The sequence below is a fragment of the Thermococcus argininiproducens genome (assembly GCF_023746595.1).
GTDB lineage: Archaea > Methanobacteriota_B > Thermococci > Thermococcales > Thermococcaceae > Thermococcus_A > Thermococcus_A argininiproducens.
Window position 1 is genome coordinate 1,298,997 of the sequence record NZ_CP080572.1, and the last position, 22,953, is coordinate 1,321,949.

Consider the following 22,953-nt stretch of genomic DNA (forward strand, 5'->3'; position numbering starts at 1 on the left):
GTTGCCTAAGAAGCTTCAATCAACTTTTCCACTTTCTTCTTCCAGTTCTCTTTAAATTCCATTTTTTGCTTTCTTGGTAAAAATGTTTTTCCAATGGGGGGAGTTTTCCAAGATTTTATTATGTCTTTTTTAAAGTAAACAGCATTTGCAATCATGTAGGCTCCATAGGCTGATCCATTGAGATATAATGGCCGTAAAATTTGTTTTGAGGAGAAATCAGCCACTGCCTGAAGGAATTCATCACTTATCGAGAGTCCACCATCAGCCATTATCTGATGAATATTTATCTGGGAATTTTTTTCTATGTGTTCAATTACTTCGGAGCATCTCATTGCTATGCCTTTTATCATTCCGCAGATGAGATCCTCCTTTTTCGTCCCTCGTGTAAGTTCAAAAATTGCTCCTTTTACATTTGGTTTAGTATAAGGTGTTCCAAGCCCGGAGAGAGCGGGAATGACAATAATTTCATCTTCACTTTGATCAAAGGCCTTGGGAATATCGGAATAGTCTTTTAATACTCCTAGATTCATAAGCCAGTCTATTGCAGAGCCAGATGTTATCACTGAACCCTCGAGGAGATAGAGAACTTTTTTTCTAGTTCCTAGAGCTATCATTGGATAAAGACCAGTTGCTCCAGGCAAGGGTTTTTCTCCAACATTTATATCTATGAATGTTCCGGTCCCATTTGTCATTTTTGTAGTTCCTTTTGAGACTCCTGCCATATACAGAGAAGCTTGTTGATCTGCGATCATTGTCAATAGAGGAATTCCATAGTTCCTAATCTCTCCAATAGGGGTGTCATTTGTCACGACACTAGGAAGAATACCTTGGGGGATGCCAACGATTTTGGCAATATTATCACTCCATTTTAAGTAAAAAGGATCAAAGAGGCCGGTGGCACTTGCGTTTGTACAATCTGTTACTTGTTTTCCAGTTAAGTTCCATGCAATCCAAGAGTCAACAGTACCAAAAAGAGCAGTTCCATTCTCAATTGCCGGTTTTACTTCTGCTATATTGTCTATGAGCCATCGAAGATGCATTGAGGAGTGAGTGGTGCCAAACTTTACGTATGCAAGTGTAATTATATATGCTCCTTTTTTTGTATTCTTTATGAATGGTAGGGGTTTGGAAAGGAGACCAAGAACCTTCCCAAGGACATTTCCTAATTTAACGAGGAACTTAGAGGAGAACTCTTCAATGATTGCCTCGGTTCTAGTATCCTGCCAGGTAATCATGTTGTAAAGTGGTTCGCCGGTATTTTTATCCCATAAGACAGTACTGCTTCTCTGGTTGGTGAGTGCTACTCCGAGAGGATTTCCAAGTTTTTCTTCAGCTTTGTCTAAAAGCTTGTACACAATCTTAACAACTTCATTTGGATCTTCTTCTACCCACCCAGGCTTTGGGTAGTGAGGTTTTAGGCGTTTCTCGAAGTTAGCTATTAGTTCTCCGTCTGAAAAGGCCAATGCTTTCACATTAGTTGTTCCAACATCTAAAACAAGAAAATACTTCATCTAAACCCTCTCCATATCCCTCTCTGCTATAATATCAACACCAGTATTAGCTACGTTCTTAACAATAATCTGCCCTTTTTTCACAGGGGCCTTAACTACTACATTCTTAAGATTGCTTATAACTTCCTTTATCTTTTCTTTGGGGACTGGTTCAGACGTTCTAACTGGTAGACGGGGATATCTAGCATTTAATATTCTAACAGTTGATGTAACGATTCTTTTTGGATTTTTAATCTCTTCTATTCCATATCTCTCTCCTAATGGGCATTCATTACCCTCTACCTTTACTTCGTTGGTTACAATAGTTATTCTCAGAAGACATCCTTTTGGGCATTTTATACATAAAATCTCAGTCCTCTGAGACATTTAGGGTCACCTGCCTTTTGTCTTGTAGTAACTCTCTTGGGATTTCTATTCTTTCAAGTGTAGAAGGCCTTATGTATCTTCGGAAGTATCTTTTGAGCAAGTTACCATTCTCGTCTCTTAGTTCTATATGGGCGTTTTCTTTTTCTATATTTGCTCGGAAAAATGCTATGATATTTCTATCGTCTTTCCACTCGATTCTGTGTGGGATAAGGGCTCTAATGTATTTGCCGGGAACGAATTCTATGATTTTTTCCTTTGGTTCTTGGTTTAGATACTTTTCCACTCCATCGGCAGCTATTAGTGCACTTTCAACTGCGTCATCTACATAGTCAAATATTTGAACAAGGTTTCCAACTGCAAATACTCCTTCAATTGTGGTTTCAAAGAATTCGTTTATTTCGGGTCCTTTAGTTCTTGGATCTATTTTTGCTCCGATTTTCTTGAGTTTTAATGAATAAGGAATAAGACCTACAGATAGGATGATTGTGTCACAGGGATAAAGTTCTTCAGTTCCAGGTATAGGTTTCCATTTTTCATCTACTCTAACTAGAATAGCCCCCTCAACCCTTTCTTTTCCGATTATCTCTTTTACTACTGTCTGGGGCTGATATGGAATTCCGAAATCTAAAATACATTGTTGTACATTTCTTGGTAATCCAGCAAATCGTTTTTCGGGAAATACAATAAGGAGGTTTTCTGCTCCTTCAAGATAAAGATGCCTCGCGACGATCATTCCCACATCTCCACCACCCACTATGAGTATGTTCTTTCCAGGAAGGATACCATAAAGATTGATAAGTCGTTGCACCATTCCGGCTGTGTATACACCTGCAGGCCTAGTGCCACCAATTTTTATTTCAAATTGGTGCCTTTCCCTACATCCTACCGCATACACTATTGCTTTTGTTTTTATGTTTTTGATACCGTGTGGACTTATAGCTACTATCTCTTTCTCGTTTTCTCTGATTTCAACGTTCTTTACGTACGTGTTTAAATGTATACCAATTCCAAGTGTCTCTGCTTTGTTTATGAAAACGCTTGCAAATTCAGGCCCTGAAAGGGCTTTGTTGAAGAGCTTGGTTCCAAACCCATCGTGAATGCATTGATCTAGGATTCCTCCCAGTTCATCTTTTCTTTCTATGAGTGCGACTTTGTATCCCTTTTCAGCAAGTTTTGTGGCTACGGCGAGGCCTGATGGACCACCACCAATTACAACAACGTCGTAGTTATAGGCTTTCAAGGGGCCTCACCTCTTACTGGCCCATTAAAGAGCTTGGATTCTTCCTTGAGTATGTCATTTAGTGGGACTCCAAGTTCTCTGGAGAGAATTTCAGCTATTTTTAGTGTGCAGTAACTCCCTTGACAAGTACCCATTCCTGCTCGTGTCCGTCTTTTAATGGCATCTAGTGTGTAAGCTCCTCGATTGATAGCTTCGATAATCTCCGCCTCTGAGACGAGCTCACATGTACAGACGATATTTCCCCACTTTGGATTTTCCATTATTCGTTTGTCTAATTCCTCTATGCTCATTTCTGCAGTTGCTGGAATTGGGTTCCTCCTTGGGTTAAAGAGTGGATTTTCTTTCAATTCTAATCCCATTGCTTTGAGTTTATCTATTGCATACTCTGCTATTGCTGGCGCTGATGCAAGGCCGGGAGATTGTATTCCTGCAACATGAAGGAAGTTTTTCACCCATTTTGCGGGTCTAATTATAAAATCTTCTGTGAATGTGGGAGCTCTTACACCGGCAAAGTATCTTATCATTTGCTCTCTGGGAAAGTTGGGGATTATTGTAGAATATCTCTCTAGAACAAACTCTATTTCCTCTCTTTTTACTGAAGTGTCCTCTTTATCTGGAACTTCAACTGCAGTTGGTCCCCACATGACGTTTCCATGTATTGTGGGATTTAGTCCCCCACCCTTACTCGTGGGATGAGATGGAAAAACTAGTTCCGATAGACAATGATGGATAAGTCCTCCAGTATCTTTGTGAAACATCAATTCAACGCCTTTTCGTGGATGTATAGTATATTCTCTTGCTCCAGCTAGTTCTGCTATCTCGTCGGCATATATTCCAGCAGCATTAACAACGTATTTACACAAAAAAACACCTTTATTTGTAACTACGCCTTTTATGATATTTTTCTCTTTTAAGAAACCAACAACTTCTGTTTTCAAGTGAATTTCAACACCATTTTCTTTGGCATTTTCAGCCAGTGCTATTGTGACTTCATAGGAGTCTACTATGCCTGTGGAAGGAACGTACACTGCAGCTAGAGTGTCTTTGGTTACATATGGTTCTAGCCTAAAAATTTCTTTGCCTCGGAGTATCTTAATCCCTTTCACACCGTTTCTCATGCCTTTGAACTTAACAACCCATGGAAATATATATTTGAGGACTACCCTGTAGAGAGGGCCAGGTAGATATTTTTTGTATCTAATAAGTGTTCTTGGTGTTATTAGCCATAGACTACCAACACGCTTGAATTTAAAGCCCAACTCCTCCGCCCATTTATCGTACATAGCGTTTCCTCTGATGTTTAACTTCCGTTTTAGAGTATTCCTAGGGGGTGCAACTCCAGGATGTATCATACCATTGTTTGCTTTAGATGCACCAGTGGCAATATCAGACGCTTTTTCGAGAAGTGCTATCTTAATATCGTATCTAGATAGCTCTCTAGCAATGGCGGTGCCTATAATCCCACCACCAATTATGATGACGTCGTATTCGCCGATTACTTTTTCCCTATTTTTTTCAAACAACATTCTTCTTCTCTCTTCTTTTTCTTTAAATCTGTCCTCTGGGAAACCTCTCCACTTTATCTTGTTTACTACTCCATCAATACCTTTAATTTTTCCGATTCTTAGGCCTATTTCAACCCATTCTTTGTATTTTTCCACATTTCCGTAAAGAAAGACGATTTTGTCGTTTATTTCGAATGTTATGTCGTATGGGTATCTTTTCAATATTTTAGCTACTTTTGACTCGAGGGAGGACATTTTTACCCCCTCAAAACATCGTACAGAAGCTCCGCTATATCGAGAGTTTTTCCGTAATTGGATTCAAAAGCTAGTTTACATGTAGGACAGGCGGTTACTATAACCTCAGCTTCTTCTCTAAGCTCTTTAAGACGTTCGTTTGATATTTCGTCTGCTAACTGTGCGTTTAAGCGTGATATCGCACTTCCTCCATATCCACAACAGAAAGTCTCCTTTCCTTTTCTTCTAGGGGATTTGACTTCAAGACCTTCTATGCTTAATAGAAGTTTTTCAAGAAGTTCGGGCCTTTTAAGACCTATGGCTAGTTTGCAGGGATCATGAAACGTTACCCTTCCTTTGGTTTTTAGTCCCTTAATTTTCCCCTCGAGGAATTCTGTAATGTGGAAGATTTTTGGGTTAATCTTTATGCTGTATTTTGGATAAAGCACGCGATAGGCATAGGCACAGGAGGGGCAAGAAGTCACCACAACATCCGCTCCAGAAGAGTTTATTATCTCAGCTTGCTCTTTTGCAAGCTTTTTGAAGAGTGTAATATTTCCGAGATTATATGCAGGGATTCCACAACACTTTTCGCTTGTTGTGAAGGGCTTATATCCTAAACTCTCAAGAACTTTAGAGGTCTTCTTTTCAACTTCGGGATATTTTTCCCTGATAGTACATCCCCTTAAATAAAGAATATTGCCATCTCTTACCATTTTTTCATCCTTAGGTTCTCCATAGACGTATCCATATTCTTTAAGATTTTTAAAGACTTCACTAAATTCTTTAAAAGTTATTCCTTTCTTAACGGCCTCTTCTTTAATGGGTCTTGTTAAATTCGACACAGAGAATTCAAATGGGCACCACTGAGTACATGCATCGCATGAGAGGCACATATAAAGCGGTTCAATATTTTCCAAGTTCAACTCTAGTTTTCCGTCACGTATAAAGAACGCTATTCTGGCTTTTCCAGCGGGAGATGTGGTTTCTTTTCCATCAACTATGCTGATTGGACATGCATGTCGGCACATGTTGGGACAGAGAGCACATTTCACAAGATCATCTGGCCCGTTTAGCTTTCCACTTATGAATTTAAAGATCAATGGAGCACTTCTAATCAGTTCAAGCCCCTTGATCTCATCTTTCAGCCAGTCCCACTTTCTGGGCATTATCATACCCCCATATTTCTGGGATTCATAATCTTTTTCTCATCAAGAGCATTCTTTACCTTCTTCAGAACTTCAAAAGCAAGTCCAAGATCTTCTTTGAGCCATTTACCCCGTTGTCTTCCTATTCCGTGATGGTGGCTTATTGCTCCGCCTACTTCAAGTGTGGTCTTCATAGCAACATCCCATACTTCATTGTAGTACTCTGTAGGATCTCCCTTAGGAATCCCTGCAAAGGTGAAATAAAAGCACACTCCTTGAGGATAAAAGTGAGAAGCATGGGCAGAGACAAAAAGTGTTCCCTTTACAGAACGCATAACGTTAATCAGGGATCTATACAGCTTTATGGCTTTACTCCAGTGGATAGAGACTTCAATGGTGTCAAACACAACCCCTAGTGGTGCGAACTCTGAAGCCTCTTTTACGTTAAATCGGGTTTCTAACCAGTGTTTTACAAGATTTTCTCCAAGGGCCTTTCCTTTAAACTCCTCTTCAATTATCTGTTTTTCCGCTTCAACAAGTTTTGAATCTCCTTCAAGTATGATAATGGTAGCTATCTTTCCATAGACTTCGTCGAATTTGTAAAAGTGTCTTTTAGTCTCGACAATGTCGTATATTCTTACAACCGCTGGTCTTGCGCCTCTTTTAAGTATGCGGTTCACTGAATCGAGAGCTTCTTCAAGAGTTTCTGAGGCAAAGGATAGCAGTATTCTCTTTTCGGGATAAGGCCATATTTTAAGCCAGGTTTTTGTGATTATTCCAAGAATTCCCTCACTACCAATAAAAAGTGTTTTCAGGTCCGGTCCTGTCGCACTTCTTACATGAGGTTTTAAAGTTACCACATCCCCCCATGGAAGAACTGCTTCAAGGCCTAGCACCATGTCTTCTATTCCCCCATATTTTGTTGAAAATTGTCCGGTTGCTTTAGTGGCTATCCATCCACCGATAGTTGAGGGGTAAAGAGATTGTGGAAAATGACCAAGTGTGTATCCTTTTTTATTGAGGTATTTTTCCAAATAATAGCCATTCGTGCCAGCTTCAACTTCAACCAACAAGTTTTCCTCATGAAGCTTGATAGAGCGCATTTTTTTCATGTCTACAACTATTCCCCCTTGTTCGGGAATAGCTCCGCCAAGAACCCCAGAGCCACCCCCGTAAGTATATACTGGAATAGCATTTTCGTATGCTATCTTTACCACATCTTGCACCTCTCTCGTGTTCTTAGGCCATACAATGGCTCTTGCTAGTGCAGGAATTTTTCCCTTAAGCATCCAGTGAAGGGTTATTGGCCAGTAATCTCGACTATATGAGAGAAGATCAACATCTTTTGTGGAGACCCTATTCCCCAGGATACTAATTAAGTGTTTCAGAACATCGGAAGGGAGTTCATGGTTAGATCTCATTACAACTTCCAAATTGGTCAAATTATCACCCCTAAATAGGAAATTGTTATTTTGAACTTAATAAAATTTTTGAGGGATATTTTTAGTCATTAATAACTTTTTGAGTTTTATACGTTTATTTTTGGATGAAATAGCGGGGGCGGTAGATGAGGTCGGATGACTAGCTGACTGCTTATTACTTTCTTTTTCTTGAAGGTAGAAGTCTTCTACAAGAGTGAGGGGGTATTTAAAATAGAGAGTGAGGCGATAAAAATATATAGAAAACTCAAACAAGTTTTTTATCTTTCAGGACTTTCTCTATTCTATCCATAGCCTCTTCAAGCTTTTCATACGCTGTGGCGTAGCTTATTCTTATATAGCCCTCACCAGCTTGTCCAAAAGCAGTTCCTGGCACTAGCACAACTTTTGCTTCCTTAGTCATGAGTTCGCTGAATTCTTTGCTTGACAGCCCAGTATCTTTGATTCTTGGAAAGATGTAAAAGGCGCCCTTTGGTTTTACTGTTGGGAGACCCATTTCATTGAGTCTTTTCCAGACAAGGTTCCTTCGTCTTTCGTATTCTCTTCGCATTTCTTCAATAGCCTCCCAGCTTCTTTCATCTCTTAGGGCCTTAGCAGCTGCATATTGGATGAAAGTTACTGGGCAGGTTGCATTATACATTTGGAAGCGTATCATTTTCTCTATTATCCATTCAGGAGCTGCTACAAATCCTAGTCTCCATCCGGTCATGGCGAATGTTTTTGAAAAACCGTTCATTGTTATTGTTCTTTCAAACATTCCATTAAGGGAGGCTATGCTGTAATTTTTCACTCCATCATAAACAAAGTACTCATAGACTTCATCACTAAGTATTATCAAATCGTGTTCTACTGCAAAATCGGCTATCTCTTTGAGGTCTTTCTTTGTTAAAACTGCTCCTGTAGGATTATTTGGAGAGTTTATAATGAGTGCTCTTGTTCTAGGCGTGATGTATTTTTTAAGCTCATCAACACTTAGGCGAAATTCGTTTTCCTCATAAGTAGGAACTTCAATAGGTTTTCCTCCTGCCAGGATAACAGCGGGAGCATAACTTACAAACATGGGAGAGGGGATGAGAACTTCCTCATTATCTTTTAAGAAAGTGCTCAATCCCATTAAAATTTGCTGATTTGTACCAACGGTTATCATTATTTGAGTCTTTGGATCCACATTAATCTTGTTATGCTTTTTGAGTTTCTCTGCAACTGCTTCCCGAAGCTCAAGAATACCACTATTTGGACTATAATGAGTTAGTCCTTTGTCAAGGGCTTCCTTTGCGTACTCTTTTATGTGTGCTGGAGTGTCAAAATCAGGTTCGCCTATCCCTAGAGAAATGACTCCTTCGATCCCTTGCGCAAGATCAAAAAGTTTTCTTATTTCGGAAGGGTTTACTAACTCTAGTCTATCACTTAGAGCCATGAGCATCACCAGTAGGGTTTCTCCTTGATGTTTATAATTTTACCGACATAAAATATTTGACAATGATGAATAAAAAAGGTCATCGATAGACAACAAAGTTCTCTAAAATAAGAACATCCAATTTGGCTTTGAAGAAGGTTCTTAAAGCATCGTTAGGTGAGCACACTATAGGTTCGCCGTGCATATTGAAACTAGTGTTTAATACTATCCCTGTTTCCGTTTCTTGCTCAAAATGTTTTATTATATTGTAATAAGTTGGATTGTCTTTTTTCATAAGTGTTTGTGGTCGTGTGGTACCATCCACATGAACAACTGCTGGTGCCTCAAGCTTCATTTTTTTAGTAGCTTCATAACTTATTGTCATAAACTTATTTGGATATGGATTTTGGAGATACTCCTTAATTTTCTCCTCTAGGATCGATGGAGCAAAGGGTTGAAACACATCTCTGTTTAGTGCGACATTAAGCTTCTCGACGATTTCCCTATTTCTCGGGTCTGCAAGAATAGAACGGTTTCCCAAGGCCCTTGGGCCGTACTCCATTTTTCCTTGGAAAAGCCCAATGATTTTGCCATCAACAAGCATTTCAGCAACGAGTTCTGAGATGTCTTCTTGATATTCAAAGTTAATGTCATTCTTCTTTAGGAAGGCTTCAATTTCATTTTCATTATACCTTGGGCCTAGATAGACATGTTCTAATTTAAATGGCTTCCATTTACTATCTAATCGCTCAAATTGAGCCTTTATAAAAGCCGCAGCACCAAATGCCAATCCTGAGTCATCCATTGCAGGAAAAACCCAAAGATCTGGAAAATATTCCCTTAAAACAGCATTCGCTTTTACGTTTTGAGCAACACCGCCAGCATAGGCTAGTTTTAAGTTGTAAGTTGTAAGTTTTAATCCAAGCTCGTCGATGATTTTCTCAAGATGGGCTTGGGCACTTGCTGCTATTTCTATTGCTTTTCTTTGTATTTTCCCCTTAAGATCTCCTTTCTTCATTTGCTGGGCAATTTCTCTTGCTCTTGAGAAAGGATAGTCAAAAAATTCTGCAAGCTTTTTTGTGGCTTCGATTCCAACTACTTTAAGCTTGTTTTCGAAGCTTAGTTCATTAAGTTCTATTATGTTCGTGAGATCATAAGTAGGTTTTCCATAAGCTGCTAGACTCATAATCTTTCCCTCGTGCCGCATAGGTTTGAAACCCAAAAGCTCAGTAACAGATGCATAAAAATCTCCTAGAGAGTCAAGATATGTGCTCTGAGCTATTCTAATCATTTCTCCATTTCTACCGATATATATTGAGGAGCTTAACCCATCTCCCGCAGCGTCTATGCTTAAAGCTAAACTTTCCTCCCATCCAGAAGTGTAATAAGCTGAGGCCGCATGTGCTAGGTGGTGCTCAACAAAGAGAACCTTCTTTTTGAATTCTCCTCCAAATATCGACTTTAATCCTCTTTCAAGTTCAAGTAGTCTAGAATGTTTTCTAAAGAGCCCAGCAACGGCTATAGCATCGATCTCATTGGGATGTACATGAGCCATCTCAATAACCTTCTTTATGCTAAGCTCCGGAAATCCCCGATATTTCTTAATCCTGTTGAGTCTTTCTTCATTCACTGCGTAGATTGTATTCCCTTTGAGAAGGACTGCCCCTGCGTCATGCCCATCATGAATTCCTAAGATAATCATGTTTTAGGGTTGGGAGGAGCATTTTTAAAGCTAACTTCAGGAATAATTTTGGGGATAAAATAATGAAAGGTGAGATTGGGAAACTCATAGATAGAGGAAGTTACAAGAAAATGCCTCTCTTTGAAGGGGAACTTCCGGAAGGAAGTTTTGCCCAGATAGTGGAGATTAAGCCCAAACAAGAAGTTCCTAGGCACTATCATGAAAGGCAGTATGAGCTCTTTTACATTTTTCTTTTGAAAGCCTCGTCCTTTAGGGCGGGGATGCAGTAATTTTAAAACAAGCTTTTGAGCTGGAAAGCGTTACTTTTTTAAAGCCTAAAAATCATACTATAATTTGATATGAAAAGGACAGTAACACTAAAACTTCAACCCTCAAAAGCCCAAGAAAAAGTACTCTTCGAATTAGCTGATCTTGGAGCTAAAGTTTGGAATGAAGTGAATTATCTTCGCAGGCAACAATTCTTTAACCATGAAATTGTGGATTTTAACAAGACTGAGAAAATAGTTTATGAAAAATACAAGCGTGAAATTGGCTCTGCAACAGTCCAACAAGTTTGTAGAAAGAATGCCGAGTCATGGCGGGACTTCTTCTCGCAAATCAGAATGAAGAAGAGTAAGGAATTGCCAAAGTGGCTCAAGCCAAAACCGCCAGGCTATAAAAGGGAGGGAAAACTACTCATAATCCTCAGAAAAGACCAGTATAAAATTGAAGGGAACAAATTAATCCTCCAAGGCCTTGGAGGATTCAAAAAGCTTGAAGTTCAATTCAAGGGGAGAATTCACTTGAAGGGCAAGCAGGGAAGACTTGAAATCATCTACGATGATGTGAAGCGGAAATGGTACGCTCACGTTTCAATCTCAAAAGTTGAGGAGAAGTTAACTGAGAATGGTTGGGTTAAACTCCCAAGAAAGCCTTTGGGGAACCTTTCAGCCGGAATTGACTTAGGAGTGAATAACTTAATGGCTGTTTACGTTGAAAGCGGGGAAAGTTTTCTGGTGAATGGTCATCCCCTGAAGAGCATTGCTTTCTACTGGCAAAAGCGGATTGCCGATTACCAGTCAAAACTCAATAAGAGCGGAGCAAAGAAGAGTAGAAAACTTAGAAGAATGCATGAAAAAGCAAAACTCCAAGCGAGACACTACATCAACACTATAGTAAGACAAACCGTGAAAAAACTCTATCATCTTGGAGTTTCACGAATTGTGGTTGGTTATCCAAAGGGAATCACTCGAAATTCTGAGAAGGGTAGAAAGCAGAATTTCATTCTTTCCCACGTTTGGAGGTTCAATACTGTTATTAAACGCTTGAGTGAAGTCGCTGAAGAGTACGATATTAGTGTTGTGGTTGTTGATGAGGCTTTTACTTCACAAACTTGCCCCTTCTGCGGGAAGCCTCATGAAGGGGCCCGTTTTGTTCGTGGTTTGTTTAAGTGTCCCGCGGGAGGGCTTGTCCTAAACGCTGATTTGGTTGGGGCTTTTAATATTTTGAGGAGGATTGTTGGAAGGATAACCCCGAGCCTGCTGGGTTTAACGGTGGGTAGGGGTAATTGGGGGAAGGCCCTCCCGGAGGGGTTCGGAGAACCCTTCCCAAGGGTTGTTTTGATGAGAACCCCTCAAACCTCCCCACCTTAAAAAACGGGGAGGAGGTCAGATCATAAGTGGTGAGGCGAGGCTGGGGATAGGAGGACGAGAATACACTGCAAGAGCTGGTGATATTTATCTAGTGAAACCCAAAACAATTCATTGGGTTATAAATGATAAAAACGAGCCCTTTAGGCTTTTTGTAGTAAAGTTGGAATATTATGGAGAAGACAGTGTATGGCTTGAAAGGTAGTCTTATAGAAGTACTCCACCTATAAAGCGAAAAATTCTTTAACATGATTTCTTATTTCAGAGCATGAACATCTACGAAATGCTTGGTTTAATCGTTATTGGGTTTATCCTTAAGAGGGTGATAAAATCAGAAAAGCTATTTGTTTATCTTAATAAAATTGCCATCCAACTACTTTTGACATTTTATATCTTTTCAAGTGTTGCCGCAAAGAATTTGGAATACCTCATACGGATTAAGCTCGTTTTTGTTTATGTATTTTTGATCATTAGTATAAACCTGATGTCTTCGTACTTTTATGCAAGATTTTTTGTAAGAGATAACAAGTGGAAAGGCGCGTTGATAATTCTATCCACGTATCCAAACACCGTGGCCATGGGTTTCCCGATAGCTAGTTTGTTCCTGGATGATCTAACTCCAGTAGTGCTTTATGCCAGTATCCATACATTGGTAATTATCCCTCTTGCCACATTTCTGGCGGCTCACTACTCTAGTGGGAAAGCCTCATTAAAAGAAAGTCTCTTAAGAGCATTAAAATTCCCTCCTACAAGTGCCAATCTTTTGGCTCTTGGTTTTGTATTTTTAGATATTAAATTACCTACTACTATCTTAACACTCATGAATCAAGTTGGCTGGTGGAGTATCCCGATTATATTGATATACTTTGGGTCTCGAGTAAACCTCCAGAAATTTGAATTAAGGAAGTTACTAGAAGTTAGCATGTTTAGAACAGTCATTCCATTTCTATTTGTCTTCTTGACTTTAAAAGCACCGTCTGAGATATTTTATGCAGTTCTTGTAGAGGCCACAATGCCCCCAGCCATAATAGCCAATGCAATTTTAGCTCATTACGGCCTTAGGGAAGAAGAGGGCATAGGGGTTACAATTGTCTTGACTCTGATAGTTTTGACACTCTTTTTGGTGCTTAGACTCCTTGTTTAATCACTTGAAGTATCTTCTGTATCCTCTTGTTTGTAGATTTAATAATTTCAAAGGTTTTTTCATTATCTTTATAGATTTTGATGACAGTACTAGCTAGCTCTTCTAATAGTGGGACTACATAAGGGAGGTTGTGCATTAGAACTGCGGTATTGATAAAATAAAATGCAATTCTTCTTTTGCTTCCAGCATATCTGGTAAATGTGTTAACTAGAGCTAGAATCTCCATCTTTGACTCGGCTAATAGAAATAGCTTATCAACCCCTACTATAGGGACGGTTGCGTGTTCTATTCGAGAGAGAATACTTTCATAGTTCATCTCAAATTCCTTTGTTAATGATAATATATCGCTAACTTGGAATCGTGTTATGACTTCTCCGACTTCTAATCTTCCTCCGGTTTTGAGCACTTTTATGTCATTTAATATATTGGGATCCATGCCTGCTAGTTCCATTTGGCTTCTATATGTATATAGCGTATCAAGGATATCCTCGATAACTATTGTATATCTCCTTTCTTTGCTCCACATTATTAGTTCGGCAAGCTCTTTATAAGGGAACGTTAGAGAATCGTGCTCTAAAAGCACAGTCTCTCCAAACTTTAGTGAATCCCAAATAATGTCTGTTTCCATATCCCTTACCCCCTATTCCTTTCTTCAAGTTTTGCAGCAATCCAAGCAAGGAGGAGTATAAAGGCAATACCTCCTGCAAATCCAATCCCACCAAAAAGAAGTTTCTGTTTTATTGGAAACACCGTTATTGTAGAATTTAGGATTTTTGTGTAGGTTACTGTCGTTGTGGTGTTTTCTTTAATAATTTTTGGTGCAGTGGAAGTAGGAGTTTCCTCTGTAGGGTTCTCAAAACTCTCTTTTTCTACGGGTGCTGGAATAGTAAAGATCTTCGTAACCGTAGAATTCTTGATAATGTACTGCCTTTCTTTCAGTGCTACTAGTATCTCAAATTCTCCTTCTTGGCTGGGAATAAAGAACAAGGAATACGTTTTGTTCTCGTTGGGGTTTAGTGAGTCTTCAAAATAAACAAATCTTCCTTGGAGATTCATGTTTTCTCCGATTATAGCAGATTGTTCTGGAAATGCTATTGTTATTGTAAATGGTCCTTTAGTGTTCCCCATATTTACCACAGTAATGTTAAGTGGAGTGCTACTACCTACTGTGCTATTTTGGCTTTTTAGAACAAGCTTATATTTTGGAGTTGCGTTTTCCACATTTATCCAACGGCTCTCCGAAGAAAATGAGATTCTAGCAAAACCATCACATGAAAGTTGGTATGGGACGTTTGCATGGATTTCAATGTTTCCTAGTTGCAAAAATCCTCCTTTCTTTGGTTCTATTTGGACGCTAAACTCTACCTTTTCTCCTACTTTAAGTTCTGGAATGTATAGTGGATAGGAGCTTATAATTTTGAATTCTTCAGAAAGCTTTGGGGTTATCTCAATATACTTCAAATCAGTGTCTCCTGTGTTTTTTATTACAATAGTGCTGTTGAATGGTTCAAATTGAAGAGCCCTTGAGGGAGTTAAGAAAGAAACATTTGCAAATGCATGCTCTCCGACTTTTGGTATTTCTTGTTCGTCTAAAAATCCTATTATTTTTGCTACTTTTTTAGTACCCATGTTGCTTACTTCAGTCATCCCTATATGCAAACCTCCATATGATACTAATGTTCCAATTTTTCCTAAACGTATCCACGCACTCTTAAGAGTCATCCCACATATATTCTTAATAGATATATAAGCTCCATCGGAGAATATTTTTTCGAGTTTAACAATATAAGGCCCTATTTGGGCATCTTTGCCTTCTTCTAGCTCTTTATATAGGCTCGGGGAAATAAAGAGGGACGCATAAGCCCCATTAATTTTTATCGTTGTCCTCAGGTACATTGAACCAACTAACTCCTTAGTTTCAACAATAATTCCTTCGGCTTTCAACGTGTTCCCTACTTCTACCCAGTATTCCTTGTTGTTAATAGAGATCTTTGCAAATTCTTTGAGTTCTCCATTAATTTCGGTGATATTATACTCTTCAAATTTTATCCGCCAATCTTGAAAGTATTTGACACTTCCCTTGTAAAGATATCCATCAAAAAGAAGGGGCATTATAGCAAGTTGAACTGTCAATCCGTTGAATTCTATCTTACCTCCATTATATGTGAGTTCTTTTTCAATGTCGTTATACCTAAGCCTAATTTTTGCTCTATTTTCTCCTACCGAGAGAAGTGTAAGGGCGTAGTTCCCTGCCAGAACTGTTTGATTTTCTAGGAGATATGGGAAAGTAATGTTAAAAGTAGCATAACCCCCATTTTCTTTTAAGAATACTGAGTTCGTGTAAACTGAATAGAAACTTGTGTTCAGTAACACTTCTGGTTTCAAAATATATTCTCTATTATTGGCTTCAATAAGCAAAGAGCCTTCAATTGGTGAAACATCCCTGATCTCTAGGGGATATTCTTTTATCCCGACTCTGGAGGGTATTTCTATCCATCCTGTTATAATGGAGTGTGCACTTACATATGGGAGTAGAATTATTAAGAATAAAAGAGAGATTAACTTTTTCACGTTCCCACCCCCAGCAGAGGAAGTAAAATGCTTGAAAATGTCATCATCTTACTCATTATGAACTCTCCAAGATAGAGACCTATTGCAGACATCCATGTGAGCATAACAAAATAGTAGAGGGCTATCCCTAGGTGTCCTCCATCTGCAATTTTTATTGAGAATGCCGAAATTAAGGAATGGACTAGGAGAATAGAGATAAGGATGTAATTTGTTAGTTGGAGTCCTTCTGGGCTTGGTACAAAAAGTATGTCTTGGATGAACTCTCCTTGGAGCTGAATACTTGAGAAAAGATGAGTCATGTAAACTGCAACTTGAAATGCTGCCGCGACAGAAAAGGCAAAAGCTCCAGTAACCCCATAGATAACCCCTTTAAAACTAGCTACGTTCTGTTTTCTTTTTCTTCTAAGTCTTAGAAGTCTTTCAAAGTTACTAGAAATGACCTTTCCTACATAATCGGGGTCTGCTCCTAAGTGTAGGCTCTTTCTAAAGATGTCTGAGAAGATATCTATGAGCCAGCTTCCGGTCTCTGAGACAAAGTATTTCCATGATTTGGTATCGTCTATCTTAAGGGAAATTCTTTTGTTCAAGTTTCGGATATCTTTGGTAAGGCTTCCAAAATCGTGAGAGCTTAAATATTTCAGAACTAATGCCATAGATACTCCGCTCGCTGCTAAAGATGAACTTAAGCTTCTCATAAACGCTGGGAAGTTCTCATCTTTTATCAGAATGTCTTCCTCTTCTTTTGAGAGCACATATCCGATATATGCTATTGGGGTCAAAAACAAGGCGATGGCAATTTCTATTGGCACATCAAATCTTACTCTTATTACAAAAAAGTATAAGATTCCAACAATGGCCGTTCCGGCGATAGAGAGTAGGATAGCTCGTATTAATTTCCCTTTTCGTTCTGGATTCATTGCATTGTGAGCCCATATATTATCTTCCGGCATTTTATGTTTTATTAAAATCAAGACTCCTATTTCCACAACCATAACAAGTATAAATGTAAAAATTGTGAGGGTTACTAGATCTTGTCCAGTAATAATTGGTCCTATAATAATAAAGGTCACCATAAATACTACAGAGATTATTAGGGAGCTATAAACTTCCTTAAAGACGTCTAAGTCATAAAGTGCTCCCTCGTAGAATGTTTGGTAGTCATCCATCACAATTTTCTGCTCTTGGAGGAGATATTCTCTTAACTCCACACCACTATCCAAGGAGTACGCGAGTCTCTCTAGAAAGTCTGAAAAAACCTTGCTTGGTGTTCGTTTGGACAAAAATCTAAATGCTTCGGGCATTCCACGGTTAAACTTTGCTATTAAATGATAAATTTTTTCCATATCTCTCGAAATGGGCTCTAAAACCTTCTCCTTTGCTAATGTGTGTATAAGTTCATTTCTTCCCACTTCACTAGTGGAAAGCACTGCAAAATACGTTACAAAATAAGGGATTTTTGAATTTATTTTTACTTTTTTCCCACTTGCCATTGAGTAAGGATGCATGATTGCATAAACTAGAGGAAGAATGGGAATCGCATAAAGAGCAATTCGGATTACCCGTGAAATTGTAACGAATCTAGGAACAAGTGAGAAAACTATGAAAAGAATGACACTCCCAGCTATGCTGGGCAATAATACTTTTCTTGCGTACCTCTTCATATCCAAATCAGCTTGGATAAATATGCTAGCTTTTTCTTTTGCCATCATATTCACCTACAGTCTAAAGCTTAATCCTTGAATACCCTTTTCATAGAAGTTTTTTATCTCTCTATAGACATCCCAATAGTCTGTTATTCCAAGTTCTGCCATTCTCTGGATTATCCTGGCTCTTAGAAATAGCTCGTTGTAAATGTCCTTTGGATCTTCATAACCAGCAACTTCAGCAATTTTTCTTTCAAGGATATATGAGTTGTTCATACCTCTGAATATATGTCTATCACTCACAGAATCCCATTCAAATACACTTCTTGTTGCTACTCCTCCAAGCTCCTCATAATACCCCTCAATCTCAACAACATTGAGAACTCTTCTTAGGAATCTCCCTTTAACATATACGGCCTGCTGGAAAAGGGCAATATTCAAGTTGTCTATAAAGGTTACAGGGACATTTATGGGGTGTCCGGTAAAACGTTGTATCATCTTTTTTATATCTCCGGCGTGAAAAGTTGCCATGACTGGATGGCCAGTTTGCATAGCTTGAAAAGCAATCGCACCTTCTGCACCTCTGATCTCACCTACAATGATATAATTTGGTCTGGATCTCAATGCTGCTTTTAAAAGATCAAAAAGCGTGACCCTGCTCTCTTCAGGTCCTCTTTCTCTTGTTGTGAGCCTTTGCCAAGTGGGGTGAGGAACAACAACTTCAGGAGTATCTTCAGCGGTAAAAATCTTTGATTGGGGCTTGATGAAAGGAAGGATAGAGTTTAAAGTGGTGGTTTTTCCACTCGCTGTTTCTCCACATACAAAAACACTCATACCATATTCAAGAGCGAGCCATAAGTACGCAGCAACTTCTGCAGAAAATGTGTTCCACTTTACAAGTTGGACGACACTTAGGGGAGTAGCAGAGAACTTTCTTATCGTAGCTGAGGGTCCTTTTATGCTAACATCTGGACTGTATATTATGTTAATTCTTGAACCATCAGGGAGCGTTCCGTCTACAATAGGATTTTTGTCACTAACAGGTCTTCCAATTCTTTCACTTAAGGCCTTGAGATAATCGGCCAATGTGATATTACTCTCAAATTTTATATTAGTGGGTAGAGCATCAAAGATCTTGTGGATTAAAGATACATATTCGGCACCCAATATGTGAATATCTTCAATATATGGATCTCTAATAAGAACCTCTAATGGTCCAATTCCTACAATATCTCTTTTTATGAGGTATCTAAATTTTTCAATTTCTATTTTTGTTAGTTTAATGCTCTTTCTGGAGAAAAAACCTTTATTATTAATCTTCTGGAGAGCCTCATTATATAATTGATCTAAGAATATTTCAAACTCTTCCCTGTTTTCGGGTATTACCTTTGAAGGAGCAAGTTCAAGAATTTTTTCTTTAACTGCTTCATATTTTGCTCGTTCTTCTATATTCTGGAGTCTGGGCTCTATCACTATATATTTTCTCTCCGTTTTTGGATCTCCGTAAATGTGGACAAAAAGAGGATCTCCGACTGGATAGATTATGTTAGGATACTTTATTTCTTTCATGCTTCTGCTCAGTTGAGTGTGGAATTCTGGAACTTTTCCATATTTTTTAGTAAACTTTTCAACGTATTCTCTTAAGTGTGGATTTCTTGCCATTGCAGTTTCTAAGGTCTCTCCGCCAATCTCAGCCATTCTACACCACCGCAGCTATTTCCACTATGAATCCTGCTTTAGGCTCTACTCTAAATGGAATTATCTTCTGAAAAATTCCCATAGCATTGTTATACTTCACGATAGTGGCAGAATTTTTCAAATCTCCTCCGAATACTTTGACCTGCAATCTTATGAGCATTGTAGCTACTTCTTCTAAAATCGAGAGTACAGAAGGATCCAGGTCACTTGGGCTCGCTGTCAATATTATGGCCTTGTTAAGGGCACTTAATTTTTTGAGGTGTTCTGTAAACTGTCTTAAAGTCTCCTCATCCATTTTTGGTGGTAAGATTGAAGGTAGTGAATCTATGACAATGACATCTCTTTCCCACAATCTTTCCTCACTCAAGAATCTTGGTAAAAACTTTCCTCTCTTAGAAACACTGCTCAAAAGAGGATATAATGACACAAAAAGAAGTTTTCGTTTTATTAGAAATGGGATTACACTATATCCCAGTGATTCCATTTGATTTATAAATTCAGGGGTTGTAAGTTGGGTAGAAACATAACTAACTTGAATATCATTTTTTAGAAATCCATAAGCGAGTCTCTGGGAGAATATAGACTTTCCAGTCCCCCGGTCTCCCTCTATAAATATTATACTCCCAGATGGTATTCCTCCACCTAGCCGTCTGTGAAGTTCATCATTTGGGATCTGCATTTTAAGTAAGCGTGGCATGGTGTTCACCTCAGATTTTAAACACAAATTCACGTTGCTTTCCATTTTCAATGACCACAACGAGTTTGTGATAACCAGAGGGAAGAGTAGTGCTTACTCTCAACTCGCCGACATCATAGGGATAAAGGGTAGATGGTGTCAGCGTGAGATTTGAAGGGGGAATGAGGTTCCCATCAATAAAGACAATAATAGTGCTGCTTGTAAAGGAGAACTCCTCACTTCCAGTGTTTTTAATATAAAACACATAAGCTCCACCCAAGACAGGAATATTTTCTGGATCATTTATTATTGTGAAGTCCACTCTAAGATTTTGGGCTATTGTTGCTCCTCTAGTGCTGATACCATCCGCTAAGTCCTGAGTCACTATATAAAGGCCTCCAGCTATTGTTCCTGCGACAAGGAGGGAAACAATAAAAAGGATTATTTCTGAAATTACTGAACTCGCCATTAGCATCACCTTAGGAGCAGTACCAGGCCTTTCCAACAATAGAAGGTTGGCCAGTTGTTTGATTTACATCAAGCCATATCCATTTCCATTCTACCTTCAGAGAGCATCCTGTTTCAGTTGCTATTATCAGACTGTGGATAACTTGATCCTTAACTTCAGTAGTTCGTATTAGTATGGATTCTCCAGGGAGTAGATATGCTTTATCTTCTACTATGAGTGTCGACCCATCAGGCTCTTTCAGTTGTCCATCACGAACAAAATCCCAATATTTAGGGGATAGGGTGGAGCCATTATTGCTAATATTGAAAGTTATTGTATAGATGGACACATCACTTCCAGGATCAACGTAAGATACACCTTGTAGAGTAAGATGTGACGTCTGGGATTTTATGAAAGTTTCTTTATACGCCTCAACGGACTCGGCTATTGAAGTGTACGTATTCTCGAGGGAGATATAGAGAGTGCCAAATGCCATTATCGATGCAATGAATATCACTGCAAAGCTTGCTGAAATGCTGAATCCCATACCCTATCCCCTTAAACACCATACACATGTTCGAGGATCTTATTCATCATCTTAAGTTCTCTTTCTAGAGAGTTCAGAACTTCTGGAGTTATTTTGGTACCTCTTAGGCGTTCAATGAATAGAAGTGATATTAAGTGATCTTGAATCGTAAGTTTGTCATCTGGTTTCCAGTTTGGCTCTCTCTGGTGAGGTCTGGTACCGTTTGCATACTTCAATAAGCTTTCCAATACTTCTTCGGAGATCCACCCGATTGTATAGTAAAACTCAAGGACATTTTCTAGATTCAGCATTCCTGCTCTTTCGATGAGGAAACCTAGCCATTTCAATGCTATCATAGTTGAAACGGTGTCATTGGGGAGATGCTCTAATCTTGCCCTCATTTTTGTTGGACTTATTAGGGCTTCTCTCACATCTTTTGGAATTTGAAATTCTTCAGTCAAGATTTCTTCCTCCCCACTCCTATTATTTTCAATTAATTCGATCTTTGGGGGATCATAACTTTTAATTTCTTCTTGCTGTTCAACTTCAGGAATTCTTTCTGGAGTTCTTTCAAAATTTTCATTGAGCTCTTTATGAGGCGTTGTTTTACCTATTAAATGTCTTCTTATTTCTTCTAGGTATTTTCCAATCTCTTCTACCCTTTTGTCTAACTTTCTGAGTCTTTCTGCTTGACTTGAATAGTTCTCGAGAACCCTGTTTATGATCAGATCCACTTGCTCCGGTGTTAAGATGTCCATTTTTGAAATTAATTTGTCCTTTAAGTCCTTAATAAGGACATTAGGTACTTTTCCCTGTAGCATCTGAAGTTTACTGTCTATCTCGTTCTCGGTTATCATGTTTCTCCCTCCGAGATTGCTTCGTATATTATCCTGTCAAGGTCTACTCCGTGATAGGCAAGGAGTTTCAAGTCTCCCTTTATCTGGGCTATTTCTTTTCTAATATCTTCGAGATCTTGCTTTAGTTCGTGTATTTCTTTTACTATTGGGTTTTCACTATCTAGATCTCTAAAGGGGTTAATCTCTTGTGATACTACCTCATAGAGCATCATGACATCTTTGATAGTTTTGTCAAGCTTTTCTATTTCCTCCCGTAGTTCTTGGATTTGGGACTTCAAAGTGTCGATGTTGACCTTAATTCTTGGCAGGTCGTTTTCAATCTCGTTAAGTCTGTTCATTATGAGGGTAATTTTTTCTTCATCTTCTTTCTGCTCTTTTGGGTTTTCTTGAATGTTTCCTTCGCTTAGAGCAAGTTCTAATTGGTCGGTTTCTTCTTTTCCATCTTTTTCTGGTTTTTTCTTGAACTTCTCTTTCAAGTAGCTGAACGACATTGCTAACCCTCCAAAAAGATTATGGGAAAAGGAAAACTTTGGAACATTGGAAGCTCTGATCACTTGAGTTCTATGATTGTATCTGTTCCGTAGCTTGGTGGTGTTACTACTTTAGCGTAGCCAGGAGCACCAAATTCTGGTTTAAGCTCAATTGTGATCTCCGTTCTAGTACCAATTCCACCTGTGAATATTGCATCGGCATCAACAGCGAGTATTACTATATCTCCTGCGTTAAGGGTTGGGGAACTTCCTGAAAGGGATTGGTCTTCGTCTTGGACGATTATAATACCAAACTCTTTGTCACTATTAGCAATCCCCGTTGTGTTCCATGGTAAAGTGCCTGTATTGAAGATATTTCCAGTCATAGTTGTAATGTTCTCAATTGCTCCGCTCTTGTACTTGAGAACAACAAGCTTATCGCCATTGCTTATTGCGAGTTTTGCTTGGCTGAGATCTATTTCTTCACTCCCAGCGTTTGGAGAAACATAAATTGCAAGCATGGTGATACTTCCGCCACTAACATACCCAGTAACTCCATCAATCTTCAAACCACTAGCAACTTCTTTTGTTGTTTGTCTTCCTGTGGCTTCTGCTCTTTGTTGTAAGTAGCCGCTGGTGTTGATGAGTACTGCTGCGGCTACTGCAGCTACTAAAACCATGGCTATGAAGACTATCAAGGTGCCAATACCAACGGCACCTCTCTTCTTACCAAAAATAGGCTTCACTTTGC

At 38.9% G+C, this 22,953-nt stretch carries 20 protein-coding genes and 2 pseudogenes; 4 read left to right on the forward strand and 18 right to left on the reverse strand.

Going from position 1 to position 22,953, the window contains the following annotated elements:
• Window positions 1-5 precede the first annotated feature (5 nt).
• The 8 genes from K1720_RS07010 to K1720_RS07045 all read right to left on the reverse strand — a co-directional run bounded on the left by K1720_RS07010 (window position 6) and on the right by K1720_RS07045 (window position 10,541).
• On the reverse strand, window positions 6-1,511 hold the full coding sequence (locus K1720_RS07010; RefSeq protein ID WP_251947980.1) for an FGGY family carbohydrate kinase: 1,506 nt from the start codon (window positions 1,509-1,511) through the stop codon (window positions 6-8).
• Window positions 1,512-1,877 (reverse strand): DUF1667 domain-containing protein, encoded by a 366-nt coding sequence (locus K1720_RS07015; protein WP_251947982.1) that lies wholly within the window; start codon window positions 1,875-1,877, stop codon window positions 1,512-1,514. It abuts the gene before it with no gap.
• Window positions 1,861-3,117 carry an NAD(P)/FAD-dependent oxidoreductase gene (locus K1720_RS07020; RefSeq protein ID WP_251947984.1) on the reverse strand — a complete coding sequence of 419 codons (1,257 nt, stop codon included), beginning with the start codon at window positions 3,115-3,117 and terminating at the stop codon, window positions 1,861-1,863. The genes K1720_RS07015 and K1720_RS07020 overlap by 17 nt, the downstream gene beginning before the upstream one ends.
• Window positions 3,114-4,877, reverse strand: a complete 1,764-nt coding sequence (locus K1720_RS07025) for an NAD(P)/FAD-dependent oxidoreductase (protein WP_251947986.1) — start codon at window positions 4,875-4,877, stop codon at window positions 3,114-3,116. The genes K1720_RS07020 and K1720_RS07025 overlap by 4 nt, the downstream gene beginning before the upstream one ends.
• A 2-nt stretch (window positions 4,878-4,879) precedes the next feature.
• Window positions 4,880-6,025 carry a (Fe-S)-binding protein gene (locus K1720_RS07030; protein WP_251947987.1) on the reverse strand — a complete coding sequence of 382 codons (1,146 nt, stop codon included), beginning with the start codon at window positions 6,023-6,025 and terminating at the stop codon, window positions 4,880-4,882.
• Between the two features lie 2 nt (window positions 6,026-6,027).
• Window positions 6,028-7,446: an FAD-binding oxidoreductase gene (locus tag K1720_RS07035; RefSeq protein WP_251947989.1), complete on the reverse strand. Its 1,419-nt coding sequence runs from the start codon at window positions 7,444-7,446 to the stop codon at window positions 6,028-6,030.
• A 244-nt stretch (window positions 7,447-7,690) separates the two neighbouring features.
• Window positions 7,691-8,860 (reverse strand): pyridoxal phosphate-dependent aminotransferase, encoded by a 1,170-nt coding sequence (locus K1720_RS07040; RefSeq protein ID WP_251950603.1) that lies wholly within the window; start codon window positions 8,858-8,860, stop codon window positions 7,691-7,693.
• Window positions 8,861-8,939: 79 nt separating this feature from the next.
• Entirely contained in the window at window positions 8,940-10,541 is a 1,602-nt protein-coding gene (locus K1720_RS07045; protein ID WP_251947990.1) for a carbamoyltransferase family protein, read from the reverse strand.
• A gap of 62 nt (window positions 10,542-10,603) precedes the next feature.
• Between K1720_RS07045 and K1720_RS07050 the strand changes: the two are divergent.
• From K1720_RS07050 to K1720_RS07065, 4 genes and pseudogenes are all read left to right on the forward strand, one after another.
• A pseudogene (locus K1720_RS07050) lies at window positions 10,604-10,768 on the forward strand (cupin domain-containing protein); the annotation flags it as partial.
• Between the two features lie 111 nt (window positions 10,769-10,879).
• Complete coding sequence (locus tag K1720_RS07055; RefSeq protein ID WP_251947992.1) at window positions 10,880-12,172, forward strand: RNA-guided endonuclease InsQ/TnpB family protein; 1,293 nt, start codon at window positions 10,880-10,882, stop codon at window positions 12,170-12,172.
• Between the two features lie 19 nt (window positions 12,173-12,191).
• A pseudogene (locus K1720_RS07060) lies at window positions 12,192-12,374 on the forward strand (cupin domain-containing protein); the annotation flags it as partial.
• 63 nt (window positions 12,375-12,437) lie between these two features.
• On the forward strand, window positions 12,438-13,313 hold the full coding sequence (locus K1720_RS07065; protein ID WP_251947994.1) for an AEC family transporter: 876 nt from the start codon (window positions 12,438-12,440) through the stop codon (window positions 13,311-13,313).
• Here the strand turns inward: K1720_RS07065 and K1720_RS07070 are convergent.
• Genes K1720_RS07070 through K1720_RS07115 form a run of 10 tightly spaced genes read right to left on the reverse strand, consistent with a single transcriptional unit; the run spans window position 13,297 to window position 22,948 of the window.
• Window positions 13,297-13,941: a DUF257 family protein gene (locus tag K1720_RS07070; RefSeq protein ID WP_251947996.1), complete on the reverse strand. Its 645-nt coding sequence runs from the start codon at window positions 13,939-13,941 to the stop codon at window positions 13,297-13,299. The genes K1720_RS07065 and K1720_RS07070 overlap by 17 nt on opposite strands.
• Before the next feature lie 5 nt (window positions 13,942-13,946).
• Complete coding sequence (locus K1720_RS07075; RefSeq protein WP_251947998.1) at window positions 13,947-15,884, reverse strand: COG1361 family protein; 1,938 nt, start codon at window positions 15,882-15,884, stop codon at window positions 13,947-13,949.
• A complete protein-coding gene (flaJ, locus tag K1720_RS07080) occupies window positions 15,881-17,590 on the reverse strand; it encodes an archaellar assembly protein FlaJ (RefSeq protein WP_251948000.1) in 1,710 nt (569 codons plus the stop codon). The genes K1720_RS07075 and flaJ overlap by 4 nt, the downstream gene beginning before the upstream one ends.
• 9 nt (window positions 17,591-17,599) lie before the next feature.
• Complete coding sequence (locus K1720_RS07085; RefSeq protein ID WP_251948002.1) at window positions 17,600-19,225, reverse strand: type II/IV secretion system ATPase subunit; 1,626 nt, start codon at window positions 19,223-19,225, stop codon at window positions 17,600-17,602.
• 1 nt (window position 19,226) lies between these two features.
• The gene (gene arlH / locus K1720_RS07090) at window positions 19,227-19,922 is read right to left on the reverse strand and encodes an archaellum protein ArlH (RefSeq protein WP_251948004.1); all 696 of its coding nucleotides are present in this window, start codon (window positions 19,920-19,922) and stop codon (window positions 19,227-19,229) included.
• Window positions 19,923-19,932: 10 nt separating this feature from the next.
• Window positions 19,933-20,370, reverse strand: coding sequence for an archaellum stator protein ArlG (arlG, locus tag K1720_RS07095; RefSeq protein WP_251948005.1), 438 nt, complete (start codon window positions 20,368-20,370; stop codon window positions 19,933-19,935).
• A gap of 10 nt (window positions 20,371-20,380) precedes the next feature.
• A complete protein-coding gene (locus tag K1720_RS07100; RefSeq protein ID WP_251948007.1) occupies window positions 20,381-20,896 on the reverse strand; it encodes a hypothetical protein in 516 nt (171 codons plus the stop codon).
• 11 nt (window positions 20,897-20,907) lie between these two features.
• Window positions 20,908-21,732 (reverse strand): FlaD/FlaE family flagellar protein, encoded by an 825-nt coding sequence (locus K1720_RS07105; RefSeq protein ID WP_251948009.1) that lies wholly within the window; start codon window positions 21,730-21,732, stop codon window positions 20,908-20,910.
• On the reverse strand, window positions 21,729-22,223 hold the full coding sequence (locus K1720_RS07110; protein ID WP_251948011.1) for a flagella accessory protein C: 495 nt from the start codon (window positions 22,221-22,223) through the stop codon (window positions 21,729-21,731). Before K1720_RS07110 ends, K1720_RS07105 begins: the two co-directional genes overlap by 4 nt.
• Window positions 22,224-22,282: 59 nt before the next feature.
• Window positions 22,283-22,948 (reverse strand): flagellin, encoded by a 666-nt coding sequence (locus tag K1720_RS07115; protein ID WP_251948013.1) that lies wholly within the window; start codon window positions 22,946-22,948, stop codon window positions 22,283-22,285.
• Window positions 22,949-22,953 lie beyond the last annotated feature (5 nt).

What these genes read in the sequence shown, in the direction of transcription:
- K1720_RS07010 (WP_251947980.1), bottom strand. Translation starts at nt 1,511, where the DNA reads ATGAAGTATTTTCTTGTTTTAGATGTTGGAACAACTAATGTGAAAGCA.
- K1720_RS07015 (WP_251947982.1), bottom strand. Translation starts at nt 1,877, where the DNA reads ATGTCTCAGAGGACTGAGATTTTATGTATAAAATGCCCAAAAGGATGT.
- K1720_RS07025 (WP_251947986.1), bottom strand. Translation starts at nt 4,877, where the DNA reads ATGTCCTCCCTCGAGTCAAAAGTAGCTAAAATATTGAAAAGATACCCA.
- K1720_RS07030 (WP_251947987.1), bottom strand. Translation starts at nt 6,025, where the DNA reads ATGCCCAGAAAGTGGGACTGGCTGAAAGATGAGATCAAGGGGCTTGAA.
- K1720_RS07040 (WP_251950603.1), bottom strand. Translation starts at nt 8,860, where the DNA reads ATGGCTCTAAGTGATAGACTAGAGTTAGTAAACCCTTCCGAAATAAGA.
- K1720_RS07045 (WP_251947990.1), bottom strand. Translation starts at nt 10,541, where the DNA reads ATGATTATCTTAGGAATTCATGATGGGCATGACGCAGGGGCAGTCCTT.
- K1720_RS07055 (WP_251947992.1), top strand. Translation starts at nt 10,880, where the DNA reads ATGAAAAGGACAGTAACACTAAAACTTCAACCCTCAAAAGCCCAAGAA.
- K1720_RS07065 (WP_251947994.1), top strand. Translation starts at nt 12,438, where the DNA reads ATGAACATCTACGAAATGCTTGGTTTAATCGTTATTGGGTTTATCCTT.
- K1720_RS07070 (WP_251947996.1), bottom strand. Translation starts at nt 13,941, where the DNA reads ATGGAAACAGACATTATTTGGGATTCACTAAAGTTTGGAGAGACTGTG.
- flaJ (WP_251948000.1), bottom strand. Translation starts at nt 17,590, where the DNA reads ATGGCAAAAGAAAAAGCTAGCATATTTATCCAAGCTGATTTGGATATG.
- K1720_RS07085 (WP_251948002.1), bottom strand. Translation starts at nt 19,225, where the DNA reads ATGGCTGAGATTGGCGGAGAGACCTTAGAAACTGCAATGGCAAGAAAT.
- arlH (WP_251948004.1), bottom strand. Translation starts at nt 19,922, where the DNA reads ATGCCACGCTTACTTAAAATGCAGATCCCAAATGATGAACTTCACAGA.
- arlG (WP_251948005.1), bottom strand. Translation starts at nt 20,370, where the DNA reads ATGGCGAGTTCAGTAATTTCAGAAATAATCCTTTTTATTGTTTCCCTC.
- K1720_RS07100 (WP_251948007.1), bottom strand. Translation starts at nt 20,896, where the DNA reads ATGGGATTCAGCATTTCAGCAAGCTTTGCAGTGATATTCATTGCATCG.
- K1720_RS07105 (WP_251948009.1), bottom strand. Translation starts at nt 21,732, where the DNA reads ATGATAACCGAGAACGAGATAGACAGTAAACTTCAGATGCTACAGGGA.
- K1720_RS07110 (WP_251948011.1), bottom strand. Translation starts at nt 22,223, where the DNA reads ATGTCGTTCAGCTACTTGAAAGAGAAGTTCAAGAAAAAACCAGAAAAA.